This window comes from Massilia suwonensis (genome assembly GCF_042655665.1).
Taxonomy (GTDB): Bacteria; Pseudomonadota; Gammaproteobacteria; order Burkholderiales; family Burkholderiaceae_D; genus Telluria; species Telluria suwonensis.
On the sequence record NZ_JBHSMR010000013.1, the window covers coordinates 2634629 to 2660646 of the forward strand.

25 protein-coding genes are annotated in these 26018 nt (G+C 65.2%); 10 read left to right on the forward strand and 15 right to left on the reverse strand.

Translation table 11 applies throughout. The features are described 5' to 3' along the window. Positions 1-115 precede the first annotated feature (115 nt). The 4 genes from ACFPQ5_RS19960 to ACFPQ5_RS19975 form a co-directional block, all read right to left on the reverse strand. Complete coding sequence (locus ACFPQ5_RS19960) at positions 116-715, reverse strand: YdcF family protein (RefSeq protein WP_379759880.1); 600 nt, start codon at positions 713-715, stop codon at positions 116-118. A 137-nt stretch (positions 716-852) separates the two neighbouring features. Beyond that, positions 853-1179, reverse strand: coding sequence for a barstar family protein (locus ACFPQ5_RS19965; RefSeq protein WP_379759883.1), 327 nt, complete (start codon positions 1177-1179; stop codon positions 853-855). 4 nt (positions 1180-1183) lie between these two features. Further along, the gene (dapB, locus tag ACFPQ5_RS19970; RefSeq protein ID WP_379759886.1) at positions 1184-1993 is read right to left on the reverse strand and encodes a 4-hydroxy-tetrahydrodipicolinate reductase; all 810 of its coding nucleotides are present in this window, start codon (positions 1991-1993) and stop codon (positions 1184-1186) included. Between the two features lie 7 nt (positions 1994-2000). Continuing rightward, a complete protein-coding gene (locus tag ACFPQ5_RS19975; protein ID WP_379759888.1) occupies positions 2001-2636 on the reverse strand; it encodes an outer membrane protein assembly factor BamE in 636 nt (211 codons plus the stop codon). 78 nt (positions 2637-2714) lie between these two features. On the opposite strand from ACFPQ5_RS19975, the gene fur reads away from it, so the two are divergent. Beyond that, positions 2715-3149 carry a ferric iron uptake transcriptional regulator gene (gene fur / locus ACFPQ5_RS19980; RefSeq protein WP_379759891.1) on the forward strand — a complete coding sequence of 145 codons (435 nt, stop codon included), beginning with the start codon at positions 2715-2717 and terminating at the stop codon, positions 3147-3149. A 291-nt stretch (positions 3150-3440) separates the two neighbouring features. Here fur and hrcA read toward each other — a convergent pair whose 3' ends face one another. Continuing rightward, positions 3441-4472 (reverse strand): heat-inducible transcriptional repressor HrcA, encoded by a 1032-nt coding sequence (hrcA, locus tag ACFPQ5_RS19985; protein ID WP_379759894.1) that lies wholly within the window; start codon positions 4470-4472, stop codon positions 3441-3443. Positions 4473-4546: 74 nt separating this feature from the next. Further along, entirely contained in the window at positions 4547-5263 is a 717-nt protein-coding gene (locus ACFPQ5_RS19990) for an HAD family hydrolase (RefSeq protein ID WP_379759897.1), read from the reverse strand. Positions 5264-5480: 217 nt separating this feature from the next. On the opposite strand from ACFPQ5_RS19990, the gene ACFPQ5_RS19995 reads away from it, so the two are divergent. After that, positions 5481-6080, forward strand: a complete 600-nt coding sequence (locus tag ACFPQ5_RS19995; protein WP_379759900.1) for a hypothetical protein — start codon at positions 5481-5483, stop codon at positions 6078-6080. A gap of 20 nt (positions 6081-6100) precedes the next feature. Then, positions 6101-6736, forward strand: coding sequence for a hypothetical protein (locus ACFPQ5_RS20000; RefSeq protein ID WP_379759903.1), 636 nt, complete (start codon positions 6101-6103; stop codon positions 6734-6736). 179 nt (positions 6737-6915) lie between these two features. Here ACFPQ5_RS20000 and ACFPQ5_RS20005 read toward each other — a convergent pair whose 3' ends face one another. The 5 genes from ACFPQ5_RS20005 to ACFPQ5_RS20025 all read right to left on the reverse strand — a co-directional run bounded on the left by ACFPQ5_RS20005 (position 6916) and on the right by ACFPQ5_RS20025 (position 12835). Continuing rightward, positions 6916-7107 carry a hypothetical protein gene (locus ACFPQ5_RS20005; protein WP_136221935.1) on the reverse strand — a complete coding sequence of 64 codons (192 nt, stop codon included), beginning with the start codon at positions 7105-7107 and terminating at the stop codon, positions 6916-6918. Between the two features lie 187 nt (positions 7108-7294). Beyond that, positions 7295-8071: a 16S rRNA (adenine(1518)-N(6)/adenine(1519)-N(6))-dimethyltransferase RsmA gene (gene rsmA / locus ACFPQ5_RS20010; RefSeq protein WP_379759906.1), complete on the reverse strand. Its 777-nt coding sequence runs from the start codon at positions 8069-8071 to the stop codon at positions 7295-7297. Between the two features lie 13 nt (positions 8072-8084). After that, positions 8085-9146 carry a 4-hydroxythreonine-4-phosphate dehydrogenase PdxA gene (gene pdxA, locus ACFPQ5_RS20015; RefSeq protein WP_379759909.1) on the reverse strand — a complete coding sequence of 354 codons (1062 nt, stop codon included), beginning with the start codon at positions 9144-9146 and terminating at the stop codon, positions 8085-8087. A gap of 5 nt (positions 9147-9151) precedes the next feature. Then, positions 9152-10540 (reverse strand): peptidylprolyl isomerase, encoded by a 1389-nt coding sequence (locus tag ACFPQ5_RS20020; RefSeq protein ID WP_379759912.1) that lies wholly within the window; start codon positions 10538-10540, stop codon positions 9152-9154. 60 nt (positions 10541-10600) lie between these two features. Then, the gene (locus ACFPQ5_RS20025) at positions 10601-12835 is read right to left on the reverse strand and encodes an LPS-assembly protein LptD (protein ID WP_379759915.1); all 2235 of its coding nucleotides are present in this window, start codon (positions 12833-12835) and stop codon (positions 10601-10603) included. Positions 12836-12930: 95 nt separating this feature from the next. On the opposite strand from ACFPQ5_RS20025, the gene ACFPQ5_RS20030 reads away from it, so the two are divergent. From ACFPQ5_RS20030 to ACFPQ5_RS20045, 4 genes are read left to right on the forward strand one after another with little or no spacing between them, the layout of a single operon-like run. Beyond that, positions 12931-13989: an aminoglycoside phosphotransferase family protein gene (locus tag ACFPQ5_RS20030; protein WP_379759918.1), complete on the forward strand. Its 1059-nt coding sequence runs from the start codon at positions 12931-12933 to the stop codon at positions 13987-13989. Positions 13990-14009: 20 nt separating this feature from the next. After that, on the forward strand, positions 14010-14729 hold the full coding sequence (murU, locus tag ACFPQ5_RS20035) for an N-acetylmuramate alpha-1-phosphate uridylyltransferase MurU (protein ID WP_379759921.1): 720 nt from the start codon (positions 14010-14012) through the stop codon (positions 14727-14729). After that, complete coding sequence (gene pepP, locus ACFPQ5_RS20040) at positions 14726-16057, forward strand: Xaa-Pro aminopeptidase (protein WP_379759924.1); 1332 nt, start codon at positions 14726-14728, stop codon at positions 16055-16057. The genes murU and pepP overlap by 4 nt, the downstream gene beginning before the upstream one ends. Further along, complete coding sequence (locus ACFPQ5_RS20045) at positions 16057-17235, forward strand: FAD-dependent monooxygenase (RefSeq protein WP_379759927.1); 1179 nt, start codon at positions 16057-16059, stop codon at positions 17233-17235. The genes pepP and ACFPQ5_RS20045 overlap by 1 nt, the downstream gene beginning before the upstream one ends. Positions 17236-17260: 25 nt before the next feature. On the opposite strand, the gene ACFPQ5_RS20050 is transcribed toward ACFPQ5_RS20045, so the two are convergent. The 3 genes from ACFPQ5_RS20050 to ACFPQ5_RS20060 are packed head-to-tail and all read right to left on the reverse strand — an operon-like array spanning position 17261 to position 20196. Continuing rightward, positions 17261-18736 carry an NAD(P)(+) transhydrogenase (Re/Si-specific) subunit beta gene (locus tag ACFPQ5_RS20050; RefSeq protein ID WP_379759930.1) on the reverse strand — a complete coding sequence of 492 codons (1476 nt, stop codon included), beginning with the start codon at positions 18734-18736 and terminating at the stop codon, positions 17261-17263. Continuing rightward, on the reverse strand, positions 18733-19074 hold the full coding sequence (locus ACFPQ5_RS20055; protein ID WP_379759933.1) for an NAD(P) transhydrogenase subunit alpha part 2: 342 nt from the start codon (positions 19072-19074) through the stop codon (positions 18733-18735). The genes ACFPQ5_RS20050 and ACFPQ5_RS20055 overlap by 4 nt, the downstream gene beginning before the upstream one ends. Before the next feature lie 9 nt (positions 19075-19083). Continuing rightward, the gene (locus tag ACFPQ5_RS20060) at positions 19084-20196 is read right to left on the reverse strand and encodes a Re/Si-specific NAD(P)(+) transhydrogenase subunit alpha (RefSeq protein WP_379759936.1); all 1113 of its coding nucleotides are present in this window, start codon (positions 20194-20196) and stop codon (positions 19084-19086) included. A 248-nt stretch (positions 20197-20444) separates the two neighbouring features. Between ACFPQ5_RS20060 and ACFPQ5_RS20065 the strand changes: the two genes are divergently transcribed. The 3 genes from ACFPQ5_RS20065 (at position 20445) to ACFPQ5_RS20075 (ending at position 23917) form a co-directional block, all read left to right on the forward strand. Beyond that, positions 20445-20942 (forward strand): NUDIX hydrolase, encoded by a 498-nt coding sequence (locus ACFPQ5_RS20065; protein ID WP_379759939.1) that lies wholly within the window; start codon positions 20445-20447, stop codon positions 20940-20942. A gap of 1 nt (position 20943) precedes the next feature. Next, a complete protein-coding gene (gene mnmA, locus ACFPQ5_RS20070) occupies positions 20944-22056 on the forward strand; it encodes a tRNA 2-thiouridine(34) synthase MnmA (protein ID WP_379759941.1) in 1113 nt (370 codons plus the stop codon). A gap of 199 nt (positions 22057-22255) precedes the next feature. Continuing rightward, positions 22256-23917 carry a methyl-accepting chemotaxis protein gene (locus tag ACFPQ5_RS20075; RefSeq protein ID WP_379759943.1) on the forward strand — a complete coding sequence of 554 codons (1662 nt, stop codon included), beginning with the start codon at positions 22256-22258 and terminating at the stop codon, positions 23915-23917. Positions 23918-24137: 220 nt separating this feature from the next. Here ACFPQ5_RS20075 and ACFPQ5_RS20080 read toward each other — a convergent pair whose 3' ends face one another. Next, entirely contained in the window at positions 24138-25943 is a 1806-nt protein-coding gene (locus ACFPQ5_RS20080) for a putative bifunctional diguanylate cyclase/phosphodiesterase (protein ID WP_379759945.1), read from the reverse strand. Positions 25944-26018: the final 75 nt, after the last annotated feature.

Genomic DNA, 26018 nt, shown 5'->3' on the forward strand with positions numbered 1-26018 from the left:
AACATTATACTGTTTCATCTTGCACTGCGGCGAAGCGGAGTCCGTAGCGTTTCTCGTAGGGTGGGCACTCCGTGCCCACCCTACATGAGGCGCCGCGGGCTGAAGATTACCTGCTTCATGCGCCGGCACCCAGCACCGGATACGGCCCATGCCCGTCCAGCTCGCGCAGGAAGCCCTGCTCCAGGTACTGCGGAATCTTGTGGAATTCGGCCAGCACGCGCCGGCGGAACTCGTCGTGCTCGTGCCAGCGCTCTGCCGGCAGGCCGAAATAATTGATGGCGCAGGCGGAGACGGATACCTCTGGCCAGTGGCGCGCCAGGGTCATCAGGTAGCGGCGCATGGCGCAGACTTTGCCGATGACGAGCACGCTGTCGATCTCACCCAGATCGATGACTTCTGCCACCCTGCGGCGGCCGAGGATGACGTTGTCGCCGGTGTTCAGCGCCTCGCATTCGAGGATCAGGATGGATGGGGGGATGCCCAGTTCGACCAGGCGTTCGGCGATGACCAGCGCTTCAGGTATCGCCTGCCCCGCCGTGGCGCCGCCCGAGACCAGCAGGCGTTCGAACATGCCGCGCTGCCAGAGGGCGTATGTCTCGATGCAGAATTCTTCGACGCCGTGGCGGGTGCCGAACAGGAAGCCGAGTTTTGCCGGGTGCAGCGGCAAGACCGGCATCACGTAGCGGGAGATGGAGAGGAGGTCGTCGGCGGTCATGGAGTCATCTCGTCAGTCAGCGGAGCTGCTGCTGAAGCGATAGAGGTGCGCATGATCCGCGTGGGCACGGAGTGCCCACCCTACGAGCGGGGTCCCGGGCCGTTTGCAGAGAAAAGGCAAGGGACCTCGCGGTCTGGTCAGCGGAGGACCAGCTCGAGCGCCGGCTTTTCGCCGTAGTCCTCGTAGCGCTCGTTGATGCCGCCGACGCAGAACGCGATCTCGTCGACCAGGTCCGGCAGGCGCGAGCGCAGGGCGGCGCTGTCGGTGATGACGATTTCCAGGACTTCGTCCGGCTGCAGGCGGAACTTGGTCATGTTCTCGTCGTCGCGCAGGTAGCTCAGGCAATCGACCCAGGTGTCGATGGTGTCGCCGGTGGCCGTGTGAAAGCCGAACGCGCGCCGGCTTTCGGCGAAGAAGCTCGCTTCGTTGACGATCAGGGCGCCGTTCAGTTCCGCTACTGCCATGGGATCAGCCTTTCAGGGAGAGGACGTCCTGCATGTCGTACAGGCCGTTCGCCTTGTCGGCGATAAAACGCGCGCCGCGCAGGGCGCCGTGGGCGTAGGTGACGCGGCTGCTCGATTTATGCGTGATCTCGATGCGCTCGCCGGTGCCGGCGAACAGCACGGTGTGGTCGCCGACGATATCTCCGCCGCGCACGGTGGCAAAGCCGATGGTCGACGGGTCGCGTTCGCCGGTCACGCCTTCGCGGCCGTAGACGGCGCAGTCCTTCAGGTCGCGGCCGAGGGCGTCGGCGATGACTTCGCCCATTTTAAGGGCCGTACCCGAGGGGGCGTCGACCTTGTGGCGATGGTGCGCCTCGATGATCTCGATGTCGTAGCCTTCGTTAAAACTCTTCGCGGCCAGTTCCAGCAGTTTGAGCGTGACGTTCACGCCCACGCTCATGTTCGGCGCGAAGACGACGGCGACCTTCTCGGCGGCGGCGGCGATCGCCGCTTTGCCGGCGTCGTCGAAACCGGTGGTGCCGATCACGATGTTCACGTCGTTCGCGGCGCAGTACGCGAGGTGCTGCAGCGTGCCTTCGGGGCGGGTGAAATCGATCAGGCAATCGGCGTTCGCCAGCGCGCGCGCCAGGTCGGACTCGATCGTCACGCCGGTCAGCTGGCCCGAGAAGGCGCCGGCGTCGTGGCCGATGAAGGGGGAGCCCGCGACGTCGAGGGCGCCGGCAAGCACGGCATCGGGAGCGGCGGCGATCGCCTCGATCAGCATGCGGCCCATGCGCCCGCTGGCGCCGGCGACCGCGATTTTCAGTTGCGTCATGACAGTCTTACGGGGTGTTCGTGGAAGTGGCGGGGGTAGCAGGGGTGGCCGGCTCGACCGGACGGCTGGCGGCCGCCTTTTCGGCCTTTTTCGCTTCCTTGACGACGTTCTTGGCCGGACCGGCGATGCGGGCGATGTACTCGCGCTCGGTCGGCAGGTTGCCGCCGTCGAAGCGCTCGACCACGTCGTCCTTGAAATACACGGTGACGCGGCTGGTAGTCAGCTCGCCATTGCCGCGCGCGAGGTAGAACGGGTAGTCCCAGCGGTCGGCGTGGAACATGTCCGTCAGCAGCGGGGTGCCGAGCAGGAAGCGCACCTGCTCGCGGGTCTGGCCCACTTTCAGCTGGTTCAGCATTTCTTGCGAGACGAAGTTGCCTTGCTGGATGTCCGGACGGTAGGGCGAGAAAATCCACAGGAATTTCTGCAGCCGCGTGCCTTCGGTCGTCTGGGCGCCGGCATTGGCCAGCGAAGCCGATTTGCTGGCGTCGGCTTCAAGAGCGGCCGGGGACGTGTTCACCGGTGCGGCAGGCTTGGTCTGGTTGCGCCATGATGCGCAGCCGGACAGGACCAGCGTGCAGGCGAGGCCGGCGGCAAGCAGGGCCCGGGCCTTGGAGCGATGAACAAGGGCATCAAAGACGCGCATAAGTAACCTCAAAACGTTTAGCGGGAGCTTCCAAAACGCTATATCATAAAGCACTCCGCCCATCTACGAGTAACAAACATGAGTAACAAACCGACCGACCTGAAGGCGAGCGGCCTGAAGGCGACCTTGCCGCGCCTGAAAATCCTCGAAATTTTCCAGAACAGCGAAGTGCGGCACCTGACGGCGGAAGACGTCTATAAAATCCTGCTGGCCGAGAACATGGACGTGGGCCTGGCGACCGTCTACCGCGTTTTGACCCAGTTCGAGCAGGCCGGGCTCCTGAACCGCAACCACTTCGAAACCGGCAAGGCGATCTACGAACTGAACGCCGGCTCGCACCACGACCACCTGGTCTGCCTCGATTGCGGCCACGTCGAGGAATTCTTCGACGAGGAGATCGAATCGCGCCAGAACAAGATCGCCAGCGAACGCGGTTTCAAGATCGCCGAACACGCGCTGGCCATCTACGGCAATTGCACCAAGGTGGCCTGCCCGCACCGCGGCAACAATTGAGCAAGCTGCACCCGCAATGCACAACGGCGCCAATGGCGCCGTTTTTTGTTACAACCTGCATCCACCCGTAGAGCGTGTGAAAAAATCGTCAGGGCAAGGCGCATCGTCGAAGACAGTACGAGGGTACGGCGAGACGATGCAACGCGGCCATGGCGATTTTTTCACACGCTCGTAAGGTGGGCGGGTCCCCCGCCCACGAGTTCGACGCATGAAAACCTGTCGCGAGGTTTCTGGCGCTGGTTGAACGCGTGGGCGGCGGGAGCCGCCCACCTTACGGGTACATGTCAGCCGTTAAGAGTTGCTCAAGGCATTCGACAGCAGCTTCGCCGTAATGTCGACAATCGGAATCACGCGCTCGTACGCCATCCGGGTCGGCCCGATCACGCCCAGGGTGCCGACGATCTTGCCGTTCACCTCGTAGGGCGCGGTGACCACGCTCATCTCGTCCATCGGCACCAGCTTCGATTCGCCGCCGATAAAGATCTGCACCCCGCCCGCCTTGCTCGACATGTCGAGCAGCTGCATCAGGCCGGTCTTTTGCTCGAACATCTCGAACAGCTGGCGTAGCGAACTCATATTCGAGGACAGGTCGGACACCGACAATAAATTGCGCTCGCCTGAAATCACCATCTCCTCGCTGCCTTCGGCCATCGCCTCGCTGCCCGCTTCCACCGCCGTCTGCATCAAGCCGCCGATGTCTTCGCGCAGCTGGCGCAATTCGCCGGTCAGGCGCAGGCGCACGTCGTCGAAACTGAGGCCGGCAAAATTCTGGTTCAGGTAATTGGCCGACTGCACCAGCTGGGCCGGCGTGTAGTCGACGTCGGTCAACAGCAGGCGGTTCTGGACGTCGCCGCGCGGATCGACGATCACCAGCAGGATGCGTTTTTCGGACAGACGCAGGAATTCGATCTGCTGGAACACGGACTCGCGGCGCGGGCTTTGCACGACGCCGGCGAATTGCGTCAGCGAGGACAGCATCTGCGCCGCGTTGGCGATGATCTTTTGCGGCTGCTGGGCGGCGATGCGCATGCGCTCGGGATCGACGCCGTGCTGGCCGTGCTGGCCCTCCAGGTGCTGCACCGTGAGCAGGGTGTCGACGAACAGGCGGTAGCCGCGCGGCGTCGGCACCCGGCCGGCCGAGGTGTGGGGGCTGGCGACATAGCCCATTTCCTCGAGGTCGGCCATGATGTTGCGGATCGTGGCCGGTGACAGGTCGAGGCCGGAAATCTTCGAGAGCGCACGCGACCCGACCGGCTGGCCGTCGGCAATGTAGCGCTCGACGAGGGCTTTCAGCAGGGTTTGGGCTCGGGGTTCAAGTTGCATGGAAGTAGAAGCGCGCGGAATGGTTGCACGGCTATTATGCACCCTGGAAGGCGCCCTGTGCGTGCAGAGTAGGCTCAGGCGTGCTCGCGCTTGAGCCAGTCGATCAGGTCATCCATATTCGAAACGATCGCATCGGGCTGCACGCCCTCTTCCAGGTGCCGGCGGCTGGCAGTGCGGTTCATCCAGATGCCGCGCAGCCCGGCGCGCTGGGCGCCCTGCACGTCGAGGAGCAAATCGTCGCCGACGTAGACGGCGTCCTGCGGGGCCACGCCGAGGGCGTCGCAGGCGGCGTGGAAGATCGCCGCGTCCGGCTTGGCGCGGCCGAAACCGGGCGCCGACACCGAGGCGTGGAAATGGTGGGCCAGGCCGATGGTCTGCAGGTCGGCATTGCCGTTGGTAACCGAACCGATCAGGACACGTCCCTTCAGGCGCAGCAGGCCGGGCAGGACGTCGTCGTAGGGAATCACGGCGTTGCGGGCGGCGAAGAATTCGGTCATCGCCAGTTCGACCTTGTCCGCGTCTTCGCCGGCCTGTTCGAAGGCGGCGATCAGGCCGGCGCGGCGCAGCGCACCGAGGTCGAGCTGGAATTCGGGCCGGCGCGCCAGCAATTCGAGCCTGGCCTGGCGCAGGCTGTCGATGGTGAAGCGTTCGGCCACGCGCGGCGCATTGCTGGCCAGCCACTTGAACAGCGTCTGCTCGGCCTGGAGGATGACGGGGGCGATCGGCCACAGCGTGTCGTCGAGGTCGAACAGGATGGCTTTGGGCCAGGGGCGGCGGTTGGAGGGCTTCATCGGTGGCTGTCGTTTGGGAGAATCCAGCATAGCGAGGCCAGCAGAGAATTGCAAATGCGTGCAAACGGGTACGAGCGCGTGCCCGTCGTTACACCGTGATACAAACCCTAATGAGCCCGGGGCTTGTCAAATGCTCTAAAATGATGGGCAAACTTTCCAGCATGTGGCCAGGCGCCTCCGCTTGCGCGCCTTGCCCCTCCCCTTTTTTGGAGAAATTATGATTCGTTCCCCCCTGCGTGCCGGCATTGCGCTGGCGTGCGCGCTGAGCCTGTCCGCCTGCGGCGGCGGCGACGGTGATGTCTTTGTCGGCGGCACCATCAGCGGCTACACCAAGTCCGGCTTGGTGCTGACGAACAACGACGGCCCGCGCTACGAAGTCCCGGTCGGCACGACCTTCGTCTTCCCCGACCTGGTCGAGACCGACGCTACCTATAACGTGAAAGTGGTCGCCTCGCCCGACAACACCCAACCGTCGACGCCGGGCGGCACCGACGGCTGCAAGGTGGTCGAAGGCACCGGCACCGGCAAGGCCGTCTTCAGCATCTCGAGCGTGCAAGTCGTCTGCACCCTGAAAACCTTCCCGCTGACGGTGCGCGTCAACGGCAGCCACGCCGCCGGCCTGGAAATCGTGAACGGTTCCGACCGCAAGGCCGTCGCCCCGACCGATACCGTCGTCCAGATGTCGCAGATTCCCGAAGGCGCCGTGTACGGCGTGGCCGTGCTGGCTGCTCCTGGCCAGACCTGCACCGTGGCGAACGGCTCGGGCACCATGGATAACGTCGGCAAGACCGTCGACCTCAACTGCACGACGCCTTGATCATTCCTGTGGAGAGTATTTTGAAGAAATCGATTCTGGCGCTGTGCGCGCTGACGGTGGCTGCCGGCCTGAGTGCCTGCGGTGGCGGTACCTCGAGCTATACGATTGGCGGCGTGGTGGCCGGCCTGCAATATCCTGGCCTGGTGCTGCAGAACAACCTGGCCAATGACTTGCCAATCACGCCGCTGGGCCGGGACGCGAGCGGCAACATCCAGAACGTCACCTACAGCTTCCCCAACGAAGTCGACTACGGCGAGCCGTACAGCGTCAGCGTGAAGACCAACCCGCAGCACCAGACGTGCTCGACCTCGAGCGGCACCGCCGATACGGCGGGCCGCCTGTCGTCGATCAACGCCGTGATCGTCTGCTCGCTGGTGGTCAATACGATCGGCGGCACGGTGCGGGGCTTGGCGGCTGACGGCCTCGTGCTCACCAACGGCAGCGCCGGCGGCACCTTCACCTTTACCAAAGATGCAACGAGCGGTGCGTACCCGAGCACCTTCACGTTTATCAACGGCGTGACCTATGGCCAGACCTACGGCGTTACGGTGCTGACCCAGCCAACCGGCCAGACCTGCAGCGTTGCCGGCGGCGTCGGCACGATGGACGACAACAAGGTCGACACGATTGTCGTCACCTGCGTCAATAACTCCTGAGCTTAACAGCGGAGACATTCACCACAACGATGTCGATCATTCCAAAAGAAAATTAGACGTATATGTTGTGGTGCAGCATAATTGCACCTGTCTCCTCCAACTCTCCTCAGAAAAGAATTGGATTTAGCCCGCCCGCAACGGCGGGCTTTTTTTTGCCCGCGTTTCCGGGAGCCTTTGAATCAGCCGAACTTGGTAGCCGGCGCGACGCGCTTGGCGGTGACTTTCACGACCGCCATCTTGCCGCTGTCGCTCGAGACGAGGGAATCGGCCCGCACTTGCGCCTTGTAGCTCTCGGCGCTGGCGTAGGTGGTGCCGACGACGGCCAGGGCGGCCACCAGGAACAGCGTTTCCATGTGTTTGAGGACGTTCATTTCAGGCTCCCTTCGGTGAGTTGGTGCGCCCTTTGCATGTGCGTTCGGGCTTTCGATGGGAGTAGATTAGCAAGCGCCTTTACGCGCCTCCATCGACTTGCGACGAAGTGCGTAAAGGGCGCGATGAAACGTCCAAAATGGGGGTGTGAAGCGTTGTGCAACGCATCACGGATGAGATCGAGCGTTATTACACTGGCTTCAGGATGTTCGCCAGCGCCACGTACTGCTCCAGGCTGACGTTCTCCGGCCGCACGCCCGGATCGATGCCCGCTTCCACCAGCTGCGCTTCGGTGAACATGCCGGCCACGCAGTTGCGGATCACCTTGCGGCGCTGGGAAAACGCCTTCTGTACCACCGCTTCCAGGGTCGCGCCGTCGACGGCGAGTTTTCTCCGGGTCGGCACCATGCGCACGATGGCCGAATCGACCTGCGGCGGCGGGTCGAAGGCGGTCGGCGGGACGATGAACAGCAGGGACATGTCGTAGCGCCATTGCAGCATCACCGACAGGCGGCCATAGGCCTTGGTGCCGGGTTCGGCCACCATGCGCTCGACCACTTCCTTTTGCAGCATGAAGTGCTGGTCCTCGACCAGGTCGGCGAACTCGGCCAGGTGGAACAGCAGCGGGCTCGAGATGTTATATGGCAGGTTGCCGACGATGCGCAGCTTCTGCCCCTCCGGCACCGGCAAGGCGCCGAAGTCGAATTTGAGGGCGTCGGCCGAGTGGACCGTCAGCTTTTCGCGCGGGTAGGCCTTCTCGAGACGCGTCACCAGGTCGCGATCGAGTTCGACCACGTGCATGTGGTCGAGTTCCTTCAGCAGCAGCGCCGTCATCGCCGCCAGGCCCGGGCCGATCTCGACCATTGCTTCGCCGCGGCGTGGGGCGATCGCATCGATGATGCTGTTCAGGACATGGTCGTCGGTCAGGAAGTTCTGGCCGAAGCGCTTGCGTGCGACGTGTTTCATTCTTGCTTTCGTGTTATTGGGTGCGGCTTGCAGCACCTTGACTGGCCGTCACCATCAGCATGGCGGCGCGGATCGCCTCTTCCATGCTGCCGCAGTCGGCCAGTCCCAGGCCCTGCGCGGCCAGATCGAGCGCGGTGCCGTGGTCGACCGAGGTGCGGATCAGCGGCAGGCCGAGGGTGACGTTGATGCCGCGCCCGAAGGTGGCGTGCTTCAGGGTCGGCAAGCCCTGGTCGTGGTACATGGCGAGCACGCAGTCCGCCTCGTTGAGGTACTTCGGCTGGAACAGGGTATCGGCCGGATACGGTCCGCGCGCATCGATGCCGCGCGCCCTGGCGGCCGCCAGCGCCGGCTCGATGACCTCGATCTCCTCGCGTCCCAGGTAGCCGTTTTCGCCCGCGTGGGGATTCAGGCCGGTGACCAGGATGCGCGGCGCCGCGATGCCGAACTTATCATGCAGGTCGGCGTGCACGATGTCGAGCACCCGTGCCAATCCTTCCTGCGTGATCGCCGCCGGCACGTCTTTCAAAGGCAGGTGGGTGGTAGCCAGCGCCACCCGCAGGTAAGGCTGCTCGCCCGCCGGCTGGCCGGCCAGCATCATGACCACCTGCGGCGTGTTCGTTTTTTCGGCCAGGTATTCGGTGTGGCCGGAAAAGGCGACGCCGGCCTGGTTGATGGTGCTCTTTTGCAGGGGCGCCGTGACGATGGCGTCGAACCAGCCGGCCTGCACGCCCTCGATGGCGAGATCCAGCGTCGCCAGCACGGCGCGGCCGTTGTCCTTGTCCAGCGTGCCCGGCACCACGTGGGCGGCGAGCGGCACGTCGACGACGGCGATGCGCTCGCGCCCGAAATGCGGCAGGCCGCCGTTACGCAGTGCCTGGACCGACAGCGCCGACAGGCGGATGGCGGGGTCGATCAGGCTGGCGGTCAGCGCGAGGAAGGCGGCGTCGCCCACCAGCACGCAATTGGCCTCTTCGCGCAGGGCCCAGGCGGCCCGGATCGAGATCTCGGGCCCGATGCCGGCCGGTTCGCCGACGGTCAGCGCCAGGGTCGGGCGCACAGTCTGCGGCACGGCCATGCTGTTTACGCCTCTTCGCGGTACTCGACGTAGGCGCGGTCGCGCACTTCGCGCGCCCAGTCCTCGACGGCTTCGCCGAGTTTACGCTCGCGGATCACGTTGCGTGCGCGCAGGCGCTCGCGCTCCTTGCTCTGGTCTTCGCTCTTGCGCTCGAGGACTTCGATCAGGTGGAAGCCGAACGGCGACTCGACCACGTCCGACACCTCGCCCGGTTTCAGGGCATTCATCGCGTTCTCGAATTCCGGCACCACGTCGCCCGGCTGCAGCCAGCCCAGGTCGCCGCCTTTGGCGGCCGTGCCGTCCTGGCCGTTCTGGCGCGCCAGGTCCTCGAAAGTGGCGCTCTTGGCGACGATCTTCGCGCGCAGCTCGGCCAGCTTGGCCTTCACCTGCGCGGCCGGCATCGCCGGGGTCGCCTTGATCAGGATGTGGCGCGCGCGGGTCTGCTGGACCACGGCCTGCTCCGGCTCCTTGGCCAGGCTGCGCTTGTCGACCAGCTTGACGATGTGGAAACCGGTATTGCTCTTGATGACAGGGGTGACCTGGCCCGGGCTGAGCTTGCGCAGCTGGTCGCTGATCAGCGGCGGCAGGCGGTCCGGATCGCGCCAGCCGATGGCGCCGCCCTTGAGGGCGTCGGGCGCGTCGGAATACGTGGCGGCGATCTTGGCGAAGTCGGCGCCGGTACGCAGCTGGCGCATCACTTCGTCGGCGCGGGCGCGGCGCGCGGCGATCTGTTCGGGCGTGGCGTTGGCCGGGATGCCGACCAGGATCTGGGCGATGTCCATCTCGACCTTCTCGGCCGCGGCGGCCTTCTCGGCGGCGAGATAGGTGTCGACCTCGGCGTCCGAGACCTGGATCTTGCTGTCGACTTCATGCTCGCGCAGGCGCTGCAGCATGATCTCGTTGCGGATCTCTTCGCGGAACTGGGCGAAGGTCAGGCCTTCCTTTTCCATCTGGTTGCGCATCTCCTGCAGCGACATCTTCTGCCCTTCGGCGATGCGGCCGATGGCGGCGTCGAGCGTGCGGTCGTCGACGCGCACGCCCATTTCCTTGGCCAGCTGGATCTGGGCGCGCTCGACGACCATGGCCTCGATCACCTGGCGTTCGATGTCGGCCAGCGGCGGCAGCTGGGCGTTCTGGGCGCGCAGGCGCTGGGTGATCTGGCCGACGCGGTCGCGTACTTCGTTGCGGGTGATGACTTCGTCGTTGACGACGACGCGGATCGCATCGATAACGTTGGCGTTGCTCGACGCCGGCGGGAGGAAGCCGCTACCGGGGGCAGCGGCTTGCGCCGGCGCAGGTGCCGGCTTGGCAGCCTGGGCGAAAGCAGCGTTGGCCGTGAGCGCGCACAGCAGCGCCGCGGCCAGCTTAAGGTGATGCAAACGGGTAGTACGCATAGTCTGGGAAGCACTCATTCAGGTCAAAACATCCAAGGTTCTGGTCATGCGCCGGTCTTGTCAAAGGCGGCCGGCGTTGCCGTTCAGCCGCGTGTAGCCGGGAATACTCTTGTAAAACGAATCCAGCGGGTTGCCCAGGCCAAGGCCCGACAGGCCATTGAGCTCGAGCTGGAAGAACGTCGACGTCGAGGTCGTCTGCGCGGCCGTCACGAAACGTTGTCCACCCATCCGGAAGATCCAGCAATCGGCCTTGTACTCGAGACCGACCAGGCTTTCGAGCACCTTGTGGTCGCGCAGCGAATAGCTGACGCGGCCGACGCCGTACCAGCGCTTCGACAGCGGCCACTGGGCCGACACGTCGGCATTGCGGAAGCTGTCGCGCACGTAGCGGTACTCGGCATTGAGGACCTTCATCGGTCCCGGCGCCCAGCGCACGCCATGGTTCTGGGCATACACGCTCTTGCCCGTAACATCATATTGTACGCTGCTGTCGAAGTTCCAGTGATCGGTAATGCGGCCCGAGGCTGCCAGCAGCAGGTCGGAGCGGCTGATCTTGTTGCCGGTGCCGGTCGCGGAAGGCACGCGCCCCACGCGCGGTTCGTCGAAATAGAAGCGCTGGGCGATCGCCATGCGCAGGCGCTCGGCGCCGTCCGGCTCGACGTAGCGCGACACCAGGGCCGCGGTTACCTGGTTGGCGTCGGAGACGCGGTCGCCGCCGATGTAGCGGTTCTCGGTGAACAGCTGGGCGTAGCTGAAGCCCGTTTCGGCCGTATCGAAGACCGGGAATTCGTCCTGGTTGCGGTACGGCGTGCGCACGTAGAACAGGCGCGGCTCCAGGGTCTGGGTGGCGGCCTTGCCGAACAGGGTGGTGTCGCGCTCGAACACCATGCCGCTGTCGATCGAGAAGATCGGCAGCGTGCGCGACAGGCTGGTCGCGCCACGCGAATTGCTGTCCATCTCGTACTTGGTCGCATGCAGCATCAGCTTGGGCGTGATGTAGTAGCCCGGCTGCACCCACGGATAGCTTACCTGCGACACCGTCAGCAGGCGGTTGCCGCTGTCGAGGGTCGGGTGCGAGAAGCGCGTCGCCTCGGCGTCGATCGCCCAGTCGAAACCCTTCACGTCGTAGCGGCCGGTATGGAACATCACCTGCGGCAGGCGGTCGTAGGGACGCGGGATCGCCAGCGCCGGATTGGCCACTGCCGCCGGTTCCTGCAGCACCTGGATGGTCTGCGCGCGCGCCGTCAGGGTCCAGTACTGGGTGCCGTAGCTGGTGTACGCCTCGCGGATCAGCTGGCGCTCGGCACTGGTGGCGACCGTCGGCGAAAAGTCGCTCGTGTATTCGTCGTCGGAGACGCCGTGCAGGTTCCAGCCGGCGGTCCAGCCCGGTTTGATCGTCTGGTTATGCACCGAATCGACGCGCCAGCGGTCGGTCTTGGTGATACGGTCGTTGCGCAGGAACTCGGCGTGGGTCTCGCCGTTGTAGTTGCCGCCCGTCGTTTCGCCGAGGTAGCGTCCGGTCGCGCCCAGTTGCAGGCCGCGGTTGAACATCAGGCGCGGGAACACCGTCAGGTCGCGGTTCGGCGCGATGTTGAAGTAGTACGGCACCATGAGCTCGGTCTTGCCCTTGGAACCGGCGCCGATGGTGGCCGGCAGCCAGCCCGAACGGCGCGCGCCCGAGAGCGAGAACGAGAAGGCGGGCGTGCCCAGTATCGGCACGTCCTTGAAATAAATGATGGTCTTGCCCGCGGTGCCGACGTCGCGCCCGGAATCGAGGCGCAGCCGGCTGGCCTTGATGTACCAGTCGGGATCGGGCCCCTGGCAGGTACTGTAGGTGCCGTCCACTACCAGCGCCTGGTCTTCGCCGAGGAAGTCGATGCGGTCGGCCTGGCCTTGCGCATTGTTCAGCTGCAGCTGGTATTTCGGATGCAGCACCCAGCCGCGCCCGGTCGACATGTTCAGCTGCAGGGCGTCGCCCTGGTAGCGGTCGCCGAAACGCCACATGTTGACGTTGCCTTCGGCCGTGACTTCGTCCTCGACCAGGCGGTAGCAGGCGGTGTCGGCGGTCAGCTTGGACTGGCCACGCGTGATTTCGACGTTGCGCTCGAGGTTGATTTCGCGGTCCGGACGGCCGCCGATCTCTTCGGCGCGCACGGTGACGGGAAGATCTTGTTCGTCAGCATGGGGAGCAGCCGGCGCAACTTGCGCGTGCAAAGGCCCCGAGGCCACGGTGACGAGGGCGGACAAGGCAACTGCCCGCCGCCGCGGGAATGGGTGGGCCGTAAACCAGCTCATGGAATCTGTGGCAGCACCATAAAGGGCGATTTTTTGGATTGAATCCCTTATTATATGGGAATTGTCTTCCTCAACCGGTTTCCGCTGGACGTTCCATGGCTTCTTCGTATCAAAATTCCCCCACTTCCGCCGAGCAGGACGCGCGTCTCGCGCTTCTTACCGAATGGCTGAGCTCGCTTGACCTGGTGGAAGTCGGTTCGCGCCGCCCGGCCTCCTCGGATGCCAGTTTCCGCCGCTATTTCCGCCTCGATGTGGCGCCGGCGCTACGAAGCAAGCTCGGCGACACCCTGATCGCGATGGACGCGCCGCCCGAGCGCGAGAACGTGCCCGCCTTCATCCACGTGCAGGGCTTGCTGGCCGAGGCCGGCGTCACGGTGCCGGCCATCGTCGCGCGCGACGTCGAACGGGGCTTCCTGCTGCTGTCCGACCTCGGCACCACCACTTACCTGGCCCGCCTCGATTCCGACAATGCCGCCTTCATGTATTCGGACGCGGTCGACGCCCTGATCAAGTTTCAGTTGAACAGCCAGCCGGGCGTGCTGCCCGAGTTCGACCGCGCCTTCGTCCTGCGCGAGATGAATTTGTTCCCGGAGTGGTACCTGAACCGCCATCTGGGCGTGACGCTGGACGACAAGCAGCAGGCCCAGCTCGATAAAGTCTTCGAGACCATCACCGCCAATGTGCTGTCCCAGCAACAGGTCTTCATGCACCGCGATTTCCATTCGCGTAACCTGATGTTCCTCGACCAGGGCAACCCGGGCGTGCTCGACTTCCAGGATGCCGTCTACGGCCCGGTCACCTACGACCTCGGCTCGCTCTTGCGCGACGCCTACATCCAGTGGGACGAAGAGATCGTGCTGGACTGGGTGGTGCGCTACTGGCAAAGCGCCAAGCAGGTTGGCCTGCCGGTCAATCCGGACATCGACGCGTTCTATCGCGACTTCGAATTCATGGCCCTGCAGCGCCACCTGAAAATCCTCGGCATCTTCTGCCGCCTGAACTACCGCGACGGCAAGGCCATCTACATGGGCGACCTGCCGACCGTGCTGGATTACGTGCGCAAGACCGCCCACCGCTACACCGAACTGAAGCCGCTGATCCGCCTGCTCGATAGCTTCGAGGACAAGGCGCCGCAAGTCGGCTACACGTTCTGAGTTTAATTGTCGAGAAGCCCATGAAAGCCATGATCCTGGCCGCCGGCCGCGGCGAACGCATGCGTCCGCTGACGGATGCCTGCCCGAAACCCCTGCTCAAGGTGCGCGGCCGTCCGCTCATCGCCTGGCACCTGCTGAACCTGGTGCGTGCCGGGATCACCGAGATCGTCATCAACCACTCCTACCTCGGCCACATGCTCGAGGAGGCGCTCGGCGACGGCAGCCAGTACGGCGCGAAGATCGCCTATTCGCACGAGCCGACCCCGCTCGAAACGGCGGGCGGCATCGCCAACGCCTTGCACCTGCTGGGCGACGAGCCCTTCGTGGCGCTGTCGGGCGACATTTACGCGCCCTACTTCGATTTCACCCAGGTCTTCGACGCCCTGCCCGACCTCGATGCGGTCGGCCAGCCGATCCCGCCCGAGAAGCACGACATCGCCTGGCTGTACCTGACGCCGAATCCCTGGCACAACCCGGAAGGCGACTTCGGCATCGACATGTACACGCTCTCCAACGAGGGCGACCCGAAGTGGAACTTCGGGAACATCGGCGTCTACCGCCCTGAAATGTTCGACGGCATCCAGCCGGGCGAATTCGTCAAGTTCGGCCCCCTGATGCGCAAGTTCATTGCACAGGGACGCGTCGGTGGCGAGATCTACAACGGTCCCTGGGTCAATGTCGGCACCGTGCGCCAGCTCGAAGAACTGAACGCGCCGCCGGCCAAGAGGGCCGGCGCGTGACCCCCTTCGCCGTCCGCCGCGCACGCCTGGCCGCGGCCATGGAGCCGGGCGGGGTGGCGGTGCTGGCGACGGCGCCGGAAGTGGCGAGGAACAGTGACAGCGACTATCCCTACCGCCACGACAGCTATTTTTATTATCTGACCGGTTTTACGGAGCCGGAAGCCGTGCTGGTGCTCGTCGCGGCTTGCGGTGAGACGCCGGCGCGCTCGATCCTGTTCTGCCGCGAGAAGAACGTCGAGCGCGAGATCTGGGACGGTTTCCGTTACGGCCCGGCGGCCGCGCGCGAACGCTTCGGCTTCGACGAGGCGTATCCGATCGGCGAACTCGATGCGCAGATGGCGCGCCTGCTGGCCGACGTGCCTGTCCTGTACTACGCGCTTTCATCGAATGCGGCGCTCGATGCGCAAGTCGGCGGCTGGCTGAACGCCGTGCGCGCCCAGTCGCGCAGCGGCATCAAAGCCCCGTCCCGCACCCAGCACCTGCCGGCCCTGCTCGACGAAATGCGTTTATTCAAGGACGAGAGCGAGCAGGCGCTGATGCTGCGCTCCGCCACCATCGCCGGCGCCGCCCACCTGCGCGCCATGCGCGCGGCGCGGCCCGGCATGTTCGAATACGAACTGGAAGCGGAACTGCTCTACGAGTTTCGCCGCAACGGCGCCCAGTTCCCGGCCTATACGCCGATCGTGGCCAGCGGCGCCAACGCCTGCGTCTTGCACTACAGTGCCAATAATGCGCAGACGGTCGACGGCGACCTGGTCCTGATCGACGCCGGCTGCGAATTCGACAGCTACGCCTCGGACATCACGCGCACCTTCCCCGTCAACGGCCGCTTCAGCGAGCCGCAAAAGCTGCTGTATGAACTGGTGCTGCGCGCGCAGGAAGCGGCGCTCGCGGCCGTCGTGCCGGGCCGTCCCTACAGCGATGTGCACGAGGCGGCCCTGAACGTGCTGGCCGGCGGCATGCTGGAACTCGGGCTGCTGGACCGCGCACGATACGGCAGCGTCGAGAACGTCCTGGCCGAGCGCGCCTATACTGCCTTCTACATGCACGGCACCGGCCACTGGCTGGGGTTGGACGTGCACGACACCGGGAGCTACCGCGACCTGTCCCTCGAAGGCAAGCCATCGCGCCTGCTGGTGCCGGGCATGGCGCTCACGGTGGAACCGGGCATCTACGTCCGTCCCGGCCCGGACGTGCCAGAACGCTTCTGGAACATCGGCATCCGGATCGAGGACGACGTGATCGTCGGCGCGTCCGGGCCGCGCGTGTTGTCCGGTAGCGCGCCGAAGACGGTGGCGGAGATCGAAACCCTGATGGCGGAGCGGTGATGGACGAGCACAAAGACAATGTCGACGTGGCGATTTGCGGTGCCGGTCCGGTGGGCCTGGCGCTGGCCGCGCTGCTGACGCGGCGGGGCATCGCAGGTTCGCGCATCGCCCTGATCGACGCCCGCGCGCTGGGCCAGGCGATCTCGGACCCGCGCTCGATCGCGCTGGCCTGGGGCAGCCGCCAGCTGCTCGAGGAAGTCGGCGCCTGGGCATTTCCTGCCACACCGATCCACACCATCCACGTCTCGCGCCGCGGCCAGCTCGGGCGCAGCCTGCTCGACCGCAGCGAACACAAGCTCGACGCGCTCGGCTACGTCACGCGCTATGGCGACGTGGTCGACGCCCTGGCGCGCGCGGTCGAGCGTGCCGGCGTGCAGGTGATTCGCCCTGCACGCGTGGCGGCGCTCGACGAAACGTCGGAGCACGTGGCGTTAACGCTCGACGACGGCCGCACGCTCACGGCGCAGGTGGCAGTGGGCGCCGAAGGCGGCGTCTTCGGCCAGCAGGAAGACAAGGGCAAAACCCGCGATTATGGCCAGAGCGCCGTGATCGCGCGCGTCTCTACCAGCAGCCCCATCGCCCACCGCGCCTTCGAGCGCTTTACGGACGAAGGTCCGCTCGCCCTGCTGCCGCAGGAAGGCGCCGATGGGCTGCAGTACGCGCTGGTTTGGTGCGTGCGGCCCGAGCGTGCCGAGGCGCTGCAGGCGATGGACGAAGAACGGTTTTTGCAGGAACTGGGCGAGGCCTTTGGCGGACGGCTCGGGCGTTTTATTAAAGTGTCGCCGCGCTTTTCGTATCCGCTCGGCCTGAACGCCGAACCCCACGCCACCACGCGCACCGTCGCCATCGGCAACGCGGCGCAGACGCTGCACCCGGTGGCCGGTCAGGGCCTGAACCTCGGCCTGCGCGATGCGGCCGTGCTGGCACGCCTGCTGGCGCGCTGCCCGGGACCCGAAGGCATTGGCCGCTTCCTCGATGAGCGGGCGCAGGACCGGCAGTTGACGATTGCGCTGACCGATACGATGGCGCGCGCGTTTGTCGGCAGCGGGCCGCTGCAGTCGGTGCTCGGGTTGGGATTGGCGGCGCTGGATGCCGTCAAACCGGCGCGCACGCTACTAGGGGAGTTGATGATGTACGGGCGCAGGGGTGGGTCCGCGCTGCTGCCGCATAAATCGTAGGGTGGGCACTCCGTGCCCACCCTACTTATTCAACCGCCTTCACCATCGACTCGATCACCTTCTTCGCGTCGCCAAACACCATCATCGTGTTCGGCATGTAGAACAAGTCATTATCCAGCCCCGCATACCCCGAGGCCATCGAACGCTTATTCACGATGATGCTCTTCGCCTTGTAGGCCTCGAGAATCGGCATGCCCGCGATCGGCGATTTCGGGTCTTTCGCCGCCGGGTTCACCACGTCGTTCGCCCCCAGCACCAGTACCACGTCGGTCTGGCCGAATTCGCCATTGATGTCTTCCATCTCCGCCACCTGGTCGTAGGGCACCTCGGCTTCGGCCAGCAGCACGTTCATGTGGCCCGGCATGCGCCCCGCGACCGGGTGGATGGCATAGCGCACGTTGACGCCGTGCTCCGTCAGCTTGTCGACCAGCTCCTTCACCGAGTGCTGGGCGCGCGCCACCGCGAGGCCGTAGCCGGGGACGATAATCACGGATTCGGCGTTCTGCAGGATGAAGGCGGCGTCTTCCGCCGAGCCGGATTTCACCGGACGCTGTTCCTGCGCGCCGCCCGTTGCCGCTGCCGCTTCGCCGCCGAAGCCGCCCAGGATCACGTTGAAGAAGGACCGGTTCATCGCCTTGCACATGATGTACGAGAGGATCGCGCCGCTCGAACCCACCAGCGAGCCGGCGATGATCAGCATCGAGTTGTTCAGCGAGAAGCCGATGCCGGCCGCCGCCCAGCCCGAGTAGGAGTTGAGCATCGACACCACTACCGGCATGTCGGCGCCGCCGATCGGGATGATGATCAATACGCCCAACACGAACGACAGCGCGGCCATGATGGCGAAGGGCGTCCACGCCGGCTCCACCGCGTCGGAGAAGCAGAAGACCAGGCCCAGCGCGATGATGGCGATGGCAATCACCAGGTTCAGGATGTGCTGGCCGCCGAAGCGCACCGGCGCGCCCTGGAACAGGCGGAATTTGTACTTGCCCGACAGCTTGCCGAAGGCGATCACGGAACCGGAAAAGGTGACCGCGCCGACAAAGGTGCCGATGAACAGTTCCAGCCGGTTCCCGAAGGGCAGCGGCTGGCCGCGCGTGGCGATATTAAACGCCCAGGGCTCGGCCACGGCGGCGATCGCGATGCAGACGGCGGCGAGGCCGATCAGCGAGTGCATCGCCGCGACCAGTTCCGGCATCTTGGTCATCTCGACCTTCTTCGCCGCATAGGCGCCGATCGCGCCGCCCACCACCACGCCCAGCAGCACCAAGGTAAAGCCCATGCCGCCAGTGCGGTTCGCATCGGCGGCGGCCGCGAACTCCGCCTGCAGTTTGAAAATCAGGGCGATCGTGGTCGCCACCGCGATCGCCATGCCCGCCATGCCGAAGGTATTGCCCATGCGCGCAGACGACGGCGAAGACAGCCCCTTCAAGGCTTGGATGAAGCAGACCGAGGCCACGAGATAGAGCAGCGTGACCACATTCATGCTGATGTAGTTCATGCGGCCTCCTTCTGCGGCACCTTGGCGGTGGCCGCATCGGCGGAGCGTTTCGGTTCCTTCTTCTTGAACATCTCCAGCATGCGCTGGGTGACGAGGAAGCCGCCGAACACGTTCACGGCCGCCAGCGCCACGGCGACGGTGCCCATGGTCTGGCCCAGCACCCCTTCGGTCAGGCCCGCGGCCAGCATGGCGCCGACGATGATGATGGCGGAGATCGCGTTGGTGACCGCCATCAGCGGCGTGTGCAGCGCCGGCGTGACGGTCCAGACGACGTGGTAGCCGACGTAGATCGCCAGCACGAAGATGATCAGGTTGATGATGGTGTGGCTGATGTCCATGTCCGTCTCCTATTTGCGAAGAGCTTCGCCCTGGTGGCAGAGCAGCGTCGCGCGCACGATCTCGTCCTCGAGGTCGATGTGAAACTTGTCTTCCTTGTCGAAGACCAGTTTCAGGAAATCGAGCACGTTGCGCGCGTACAGGGCCGAGGCGTCGGCCGCGACCAGGGCGGCCAGGTTCGGCTCGCCGATGATGTGCACGCCGTGCTTGATCACCGTCTTACCTAGTTCCGTCAGCGGGCAATTGCCGCCCTGCTCGATCGCCATGTCGACGATCACGGAGCCGGGTTTCATGGCCGCCACCGTTTCCTCCTTGATCAGGACCGGCGCCGCGCGCCCCGGAATCAGGGCGGTGGTGATGATGATGTCGGCCAGCTTGGCGCGTTCGTGAACGAGTTCACCTTGCCGGCGGATCCAGTCGGCCGGCATCGGACGCGCGTAGCCGCCCACGCCCTGCGCGATTTCGCGTTCCTCGTCGGTGAGGAAAGGCACGTCGATGAACTTGGCGCCCAGCGATTCCACCTGTTCCTTCACCGGCGGGCGCACGTCGGACGCCTCGATCACCGCGCCCAGGCGCTTCGCCGTGGCGATCGCCTGCAGGCCGGCCACGCCGACGCCCATGATCAGCACGCGCGCCGCTTTCACGGTGCCGGCGGCCGTCATCAGCATCGGCATGAAGCGCTGATAGGTGTTCGCGGCGAGCATGACGGCCTTGTAGCCGGCGATGTTCGCCTGCGAGGACAGCACGTCCATCGACTGCGCGCGGGTGATGCGCGGCGCCGCTTCCAGCGCGAAGGCAGTCAGACGCGCGCCGGCCATCGCGGCGATGTTCTCGTTATCAAAAGGATTCAACATGCCGACCACGACCGTGCCCGGCCGCATGCGGCTGCGCTCGGATTCGTTGGGGGCGCGCACTTTCAGGACCATGTCGCACTGCAAAGCCTCGTCCGCGCCGACCAGCGTGGCGCCGGCGGCGGCATAGGCCTCGTCCGTGACCGCCGCCTGCAGGCCGGCGCCGGACTGCACCACGACTTGATGCTTCGTCGCTAATTTTTTCACTGTTTCCGGAGTTGCCGCTACGCGGGTCTCGCCCGGCCGTGTTTCGGCCGGAATGCCGATTCTCATGCATCCCTCCTTCATGTTGGTGTTCTGTTCACAATCTAACACGTAAACATGGCCCTTTTGTCATTACATGGAGGCGACCCGGCCGGGCGCATGCCGGGTGGGTGAAATGTGATACAGATGAGGCACATTGGCCACATTTTTTGTATCAGATCGCTGCACTTGATGCTTTTTTGTTGCACTGCACAGGTACTTGCAAGCAACGGTTTGACGGGCGCTGTAGAATATCGGCTCATTTGTCGAGGACGCGCATGACCCATACCTTCAGACCGTCAGTCACCGTTGCCGCCATCATCGAACGGGATGGCCGTTTCCTCCTGATCGAGGAAGAGACGAGCGAAGGCATCAAGCTGAACCAGCCGGCCGGCCATCTCGACCCCGGCGAGTCGCTCGAGCAGGCGGTCGTGCGCGAAGCGATGGAAGAGACGGCGCACGAATTCATCCCCAGCGGCCTGGTCGGGATGTACATGTCGCGTTACTACTCGAAGTCGCGCAACGCCGACATCACCTATTTGCGCTTCACCTTCTGCGGCACGGCCGGCAAGCAGTACGACCAGCCGCTCGACGACGGCATCCTGCGCACGATCTGGATGACGCGCGACGAGATCGCCGCCTCGAGCGAACGCCACCGCAGCCCCATCGTGCTGCAATGCGTGGACGATTACCTGGCCGGCCGGCGTACCGACCTGGCCCTGCTGTACACCCACCCGTCGGTGTTCGAAGAAACACTGGCTACTGACCGAAACTGATATGAGCAAAAAGAAAGTCGTGATCGGGATGTCGGGCGGCGTCGACTCCTCGGTCGCGGCCTGGATGCTGAAAGAACAAGGCTACGACGTGGTCGGCCTGTTCATGAAGAACTGGGAAGACGACGACGATTCCGAATATTGTTCGACGCGCCAGGACTGGATCGACGCGGCCAGCGTGGCCGACGTGGTCGGCGTCGACATCGAGGCCGTCAACTTCGCCGCCGAATACAAGGACCGCGTGTTCGCGGAATTCCTGCGCGAATACCAGGCCGGCCGCACGCCGAATCCGGACGTGCTGTGCAACGCCGAGATCAAGTTCAAGGCCTTCCTCGACCACGCGATGAAGCTCGGCGCCGACCTGATCGCCACCGGCCACTACGCGCGCGTGCGCGAAAACGCAGCAGGCAAGTTCGAGCTGCTGAAGGCCTTCGACCATACCAAGGATCAAAGCTACTTCCTGCACCGCCTGAACCAGGCGCAGCTGTCGAAGTCGCTGTTCCCGCTGGGCGAGATTCCGAAGACCGAAGTGCGCAAGATCGCGGAAAAACTGAAGCTGCCGAACGCGGCCAAGAAGGATTCGACCGGCATCTGCTTCATCGGCGAGCGCCCATTCCGCGACTTTTTGAACCGCTACCTGTCGCATAAGCCGGGCCCGATGAAGCTCGACAACGGGCAAACGGTGGGCGAGCACATCGGCCTGTCCTTCTATACGCTGGGCCAGCGCAAGGGCATCGGCATCGGCGGCCTGAAGTCGCACAAGAATGCGGACGGCACCAGCGAGCCATGGTTCGTCGCGCGCAAGGACATCGCCACCAACACCCTGTACATCGTGCAGGGCCACGACCATCCGTGGTTGCTGTCCGCCCGTCTCGAAGCGGGCCAGGCCAGCTGGGTCGCGGGCGAGCCCCCGGCTCCCGGCCTGCTGTCGGCCAAGACGCGCTACCGCCAGGCCGACGTGGCCTGCACGGTCGCGGCCGATGGTCTCGAGCGTTTTGCTCTCGACTTCACGGACCCGCAATGGGCGGTCACGCCGGGGCAATCGGCGGTGCTGTACGACGGCGACATCTGCCTGGGCGGCGGCATTATCGATGGCGCCAGCGCGGTGGCGCGCTAACGCGCTCTACGCAAACAGATCAGGAAAGACCGGCACGACCGGTCTTTTTTTTGCACAAAAACCACGAAATCGGAAAAATCAGTAATTTCTACCGAAAGTCGTTGGATTAGTTCACCAGACGTTGCTATCCTAGTTGCCACAAGGCAAAACTAGAACCGGGCACGTCTCGTCGCCCTTTACCTGATAAGTAACGTCGACCATGAACATTTCCAATCTTCGCGTCCGGACCCGGCTCTTTGCCGGCTTTGGCATCCTCTGCACTTTCCTCCTCGTCATCGTCGTCTTCGGCACGACCATGCTCGGCCGCATCAATGACGGCACCGAAACCATCGTCAGCAACTACATGCCGAAGATCGAGGCTTCGCACGCCGTGCTTACCGAGGTCAACGTCGTCTCGGTCGCCCTGCGCAACATGATGCTCAACAGCGACGAGGCCGACCGCAAGGCGCAAATGGCCGACATCGAAAAAGCCCGGGCAAAGATCGCCGACACCTTTACCTGGATGCAGGGCGTGATCGTCAGCGAGCAGGGCAAGGCATTGCTCAAGCAAAGTATCGACTTCAACGCCAAGGCAGTGGCCGGACAGGACGAGCTGCTGCGCCGCATCCAGGCCGGCGACATCGCGGGCGCGTCCAGCTATCTCGTCGGCGAATACCGTCCAATGCTGGGCGAGTACCGCAAGGTGCTGAACGCCCAGATCGACATGCAGAAGGGACTGGCCGACAAGGCCAATACGGATGCCCAGCAGACTTACGACAACAGCCAGCGCACCATGTTCGGCCTGGCCGCCGTGATCCTGGCACTGGCCGCCTTCATCGCCTGGCGCACGACCGTCTCGATCACGGCGCCGGTGGCGCGCGCCCTGCGCATCGCCGAGACGGTTGCCGCCGGCGACCTCACCAGCCGCATCGAGGTCACCACGACCGACGAGCTGGGCCAGCTGCTGGCCGCGCTGAAGAAAATGAACGACAGCCTGTTCGACACCGTCTCGACGGTGCGCAGCGGCACCGAGCTGATCGCCTCGGCCTCGTCCCAGGTGGCGGCGGGCAGCCTCGACCTGTCGGCGCGTACCGAGCAGCAGGCCAGCGCGCTCGAGGAAACCGCGTCCTCGATGGAAGAACTGACCTCGACCGTGAAGCAGAACGCCGAGAATGCGCGCCAGGCCAGCACGCTGGCGTCGACCGCCTCCACCGTCGCCGAACGCGGCGGCGACGTGGTCAAGCAGGTGATCGGCACGATGGACGCGATCAACGACGCCTCGACGCGCATCGCCGACATCATCGGCGTCATCGACGGCATCGCCTTCCAGACCAATATCCTGGCCCTGAACGCGGCCGTCGAGGCGGCACGCGCCGGTGAGCAGGGCCGCGGCTTCGCGGTCGTCGCCTCCGAGGTGCGCAACCTGGCGCAACGTTCGGCCGCCGCGGCCAAGGACATCAAGGGCCTGATCGCCGACTCCAACGAAAAGGTCGGCGACGGCAGCCGCCTGGTCGGCGAAGCGGGCCACACGATGGAAGAGATCGTCGCCAGCATCCGCCGCGTCACCGACATCATGAACGAGATCAGCGCCGCCAGCCGCGAGCAAAGCGCCGGTATCGAGCAGATCAACCAGGCCGTCAACCAGATGGACCAGGTAACCCAGCAGAACGCCGCCCTGGTCGAGGAAACCTCGGCCGCGGCGGACGCGATGCGCAGCCAGGCGGCCAACCTGGCGACCACGGTGGCGGTGTTCCGTACCGGGGAGGATGCGCAGCCGGCGCTTGCCGCGGCGGCGCCGCGCCTGGCCAAGCCGGCACCGAAGGCCGCGCCGCGCAAGGCGCAGCTGGCGAGCGCGGGTATCGGCGGCTGGGAAGCGTTTTAAAAGGGAAGCGATGCGGCCGCGTGCCGCGCATGCAGCAACGGCGCACCATTACCTGGTGCGCCGTTTTTATTTGGGCTGCTTGAACCATGTTGAACGTAGGGTGGACTCCTGAGTCCACGCGTTCACCGCAAGCCTCCACGCTGCTTCAATCTTTTCGACGACGCGACGGGCGGAACGCGTGGACTCGGGAGTCCACCCTACATCCGTGGTCGTTCAGCCCTCAGGCGAGCGCCGGCTGACGCGCCGTACGCGGCCTCGCCAAGGTCCACTCCGCACAAATCCACTCTTCGAACTGCTCTGGCGCCAGCGGCTTCGCGTACAGGTAACCCTGCACCTGGTCGCAGCCGGCAGCGGCCAGCAGCTGCGCCACCGGCGCCGTCTCCACGCCCTCGGCGACGACCTGCTGGCCGAGGTCGTGCGCGAGCTTGATCATGGTCGCCACCAGCGCACGCTTGCGCTCGTCGGCATCGAGCTCGCGTATGAAACCCTGGTCGATCTTGACGACCTTCGCCGGCACGCTTTGCAGGTAGGCGAGGCTGCTGTAGCCGGTGCCGAAATCGTCGATCGCCAGCTGCACGCCGCCCGCGGCCAGGGCCTCGAGGGTGGAGGCGGCAAGCGTGCGCTGGCTCATCAGCGCACTTTCCGTGATCTCGATCGCCAGCGCGGAGGGTGGCAAGTTCCAGGCGCGCAGGCGCGCCAGCACGTGGTCGCTAAAGTCGGATTCGAGCAGGTTCACGGCCGAGACGTTGATCGCAAGCTGCAGCGCCAGGCCGGCGCGGCGCCATGCGGCCAGCTGGCGCAGCGCGCGCTCGAGCACCCAGCGCGTGGTTGCGCGCACCAGCGAGGTCTGTTCGATCACGGGAATGAATTCGGCCGGCGAGATTTCGCCCAGGCCCGGGTGGCGCCAGCGCAGCAGCGCTTCGGCGCCGATGCAGCGGCCGGTGTTCAACGCGATCTTCGGCTGGAACACGAGACGCAGCTGGCTGTCGTCCTCCAGCGCCGCACCGAATTCGTTGGCGAGACGGAAGCGCCGCATGAACGCGGCGTTCTGCTCGGCCGAGAAGACGCGCACCCGGTGCGAGCCTTCGATGGCGTCGTGCGCCGCGCTGTACAGGTCGCGCAGCAGCTCGAACACATCGACCTGTCCCGGCACGAAGGGCGCCACGCCGACGGTGGCGGTGGTGACGAAACGGGCGGTGGTGGTCTCGAGGCGCAGCGCGACCCAGGCGGCGAGCCACTCGCAAAAGCGCGCCAGGTCGGCGCCCGGCTCGGCCAGGAAGGCAAACTGGAACGGCGCCACATGGTACAGCTTGCGCGCCGGCCCGAGCGCCGCGCGCAGCATGCGCGCCGCCTCGCAGACGATGTCGTCCATGAAGCCGGCGCCCATCGCGCGCACCGCGCTGCTGATCTGCTCGGGCGTGGCCAGGCTCACCAGCGCCGCCAGGCGCGCGTCGCCGCCCGGACGGTCGGTCGCAAGGTCGGCCAGGTCGTCGACGAACTGGGTGCGGTTCGGGATGCCGCTGACCGGATCGATGCGCCCGATCGCGTGCTGCAGTTCGATCTGCGCCATCACCATCGAGGCCAGGTCAGTCAGCCCCGTGCGTTCGGTCTCGCTGATGGCGCGCGGCTCGGTTCCCACCACGCACATGGAACCGAGGCAGTAGCCGTCGCGCGTCATCAAGGGCGCGCCGGCATAAAAACGCGCACCGGTGCCGGCCAGCGTGCTGTCGCGATACAGCTCGCTTTCATGCAGATCGTGGATCACCAGCATCTGGTGGGAGCCGGTTACCTGGGCACAGGGCGCGTCGTGGCGCGGCATCCGGTCCGTGTCGACGCCGACGCGCGACTTGAACCACTGGCGGTCGACGTCGGTCAGCGAGACCGCGGCGATCGGCAAGTCGAACAGCTGGGCAGCCATCCGCGTGATGCGGTCGAACGCCTCGTTGGGCGGCGTGTCGAGCAGGTCGAGCTTGCGCAGGGCGTCGAGACGGACTGCTTCCAGCTGGGCCGGCGATGGGTGACTCATGGGGTTCCTTGTGCGCCGGCGGAGACCGAACGGTATATGACGAAAATGATGAAGCACTTCATTCTGATCGTCAAA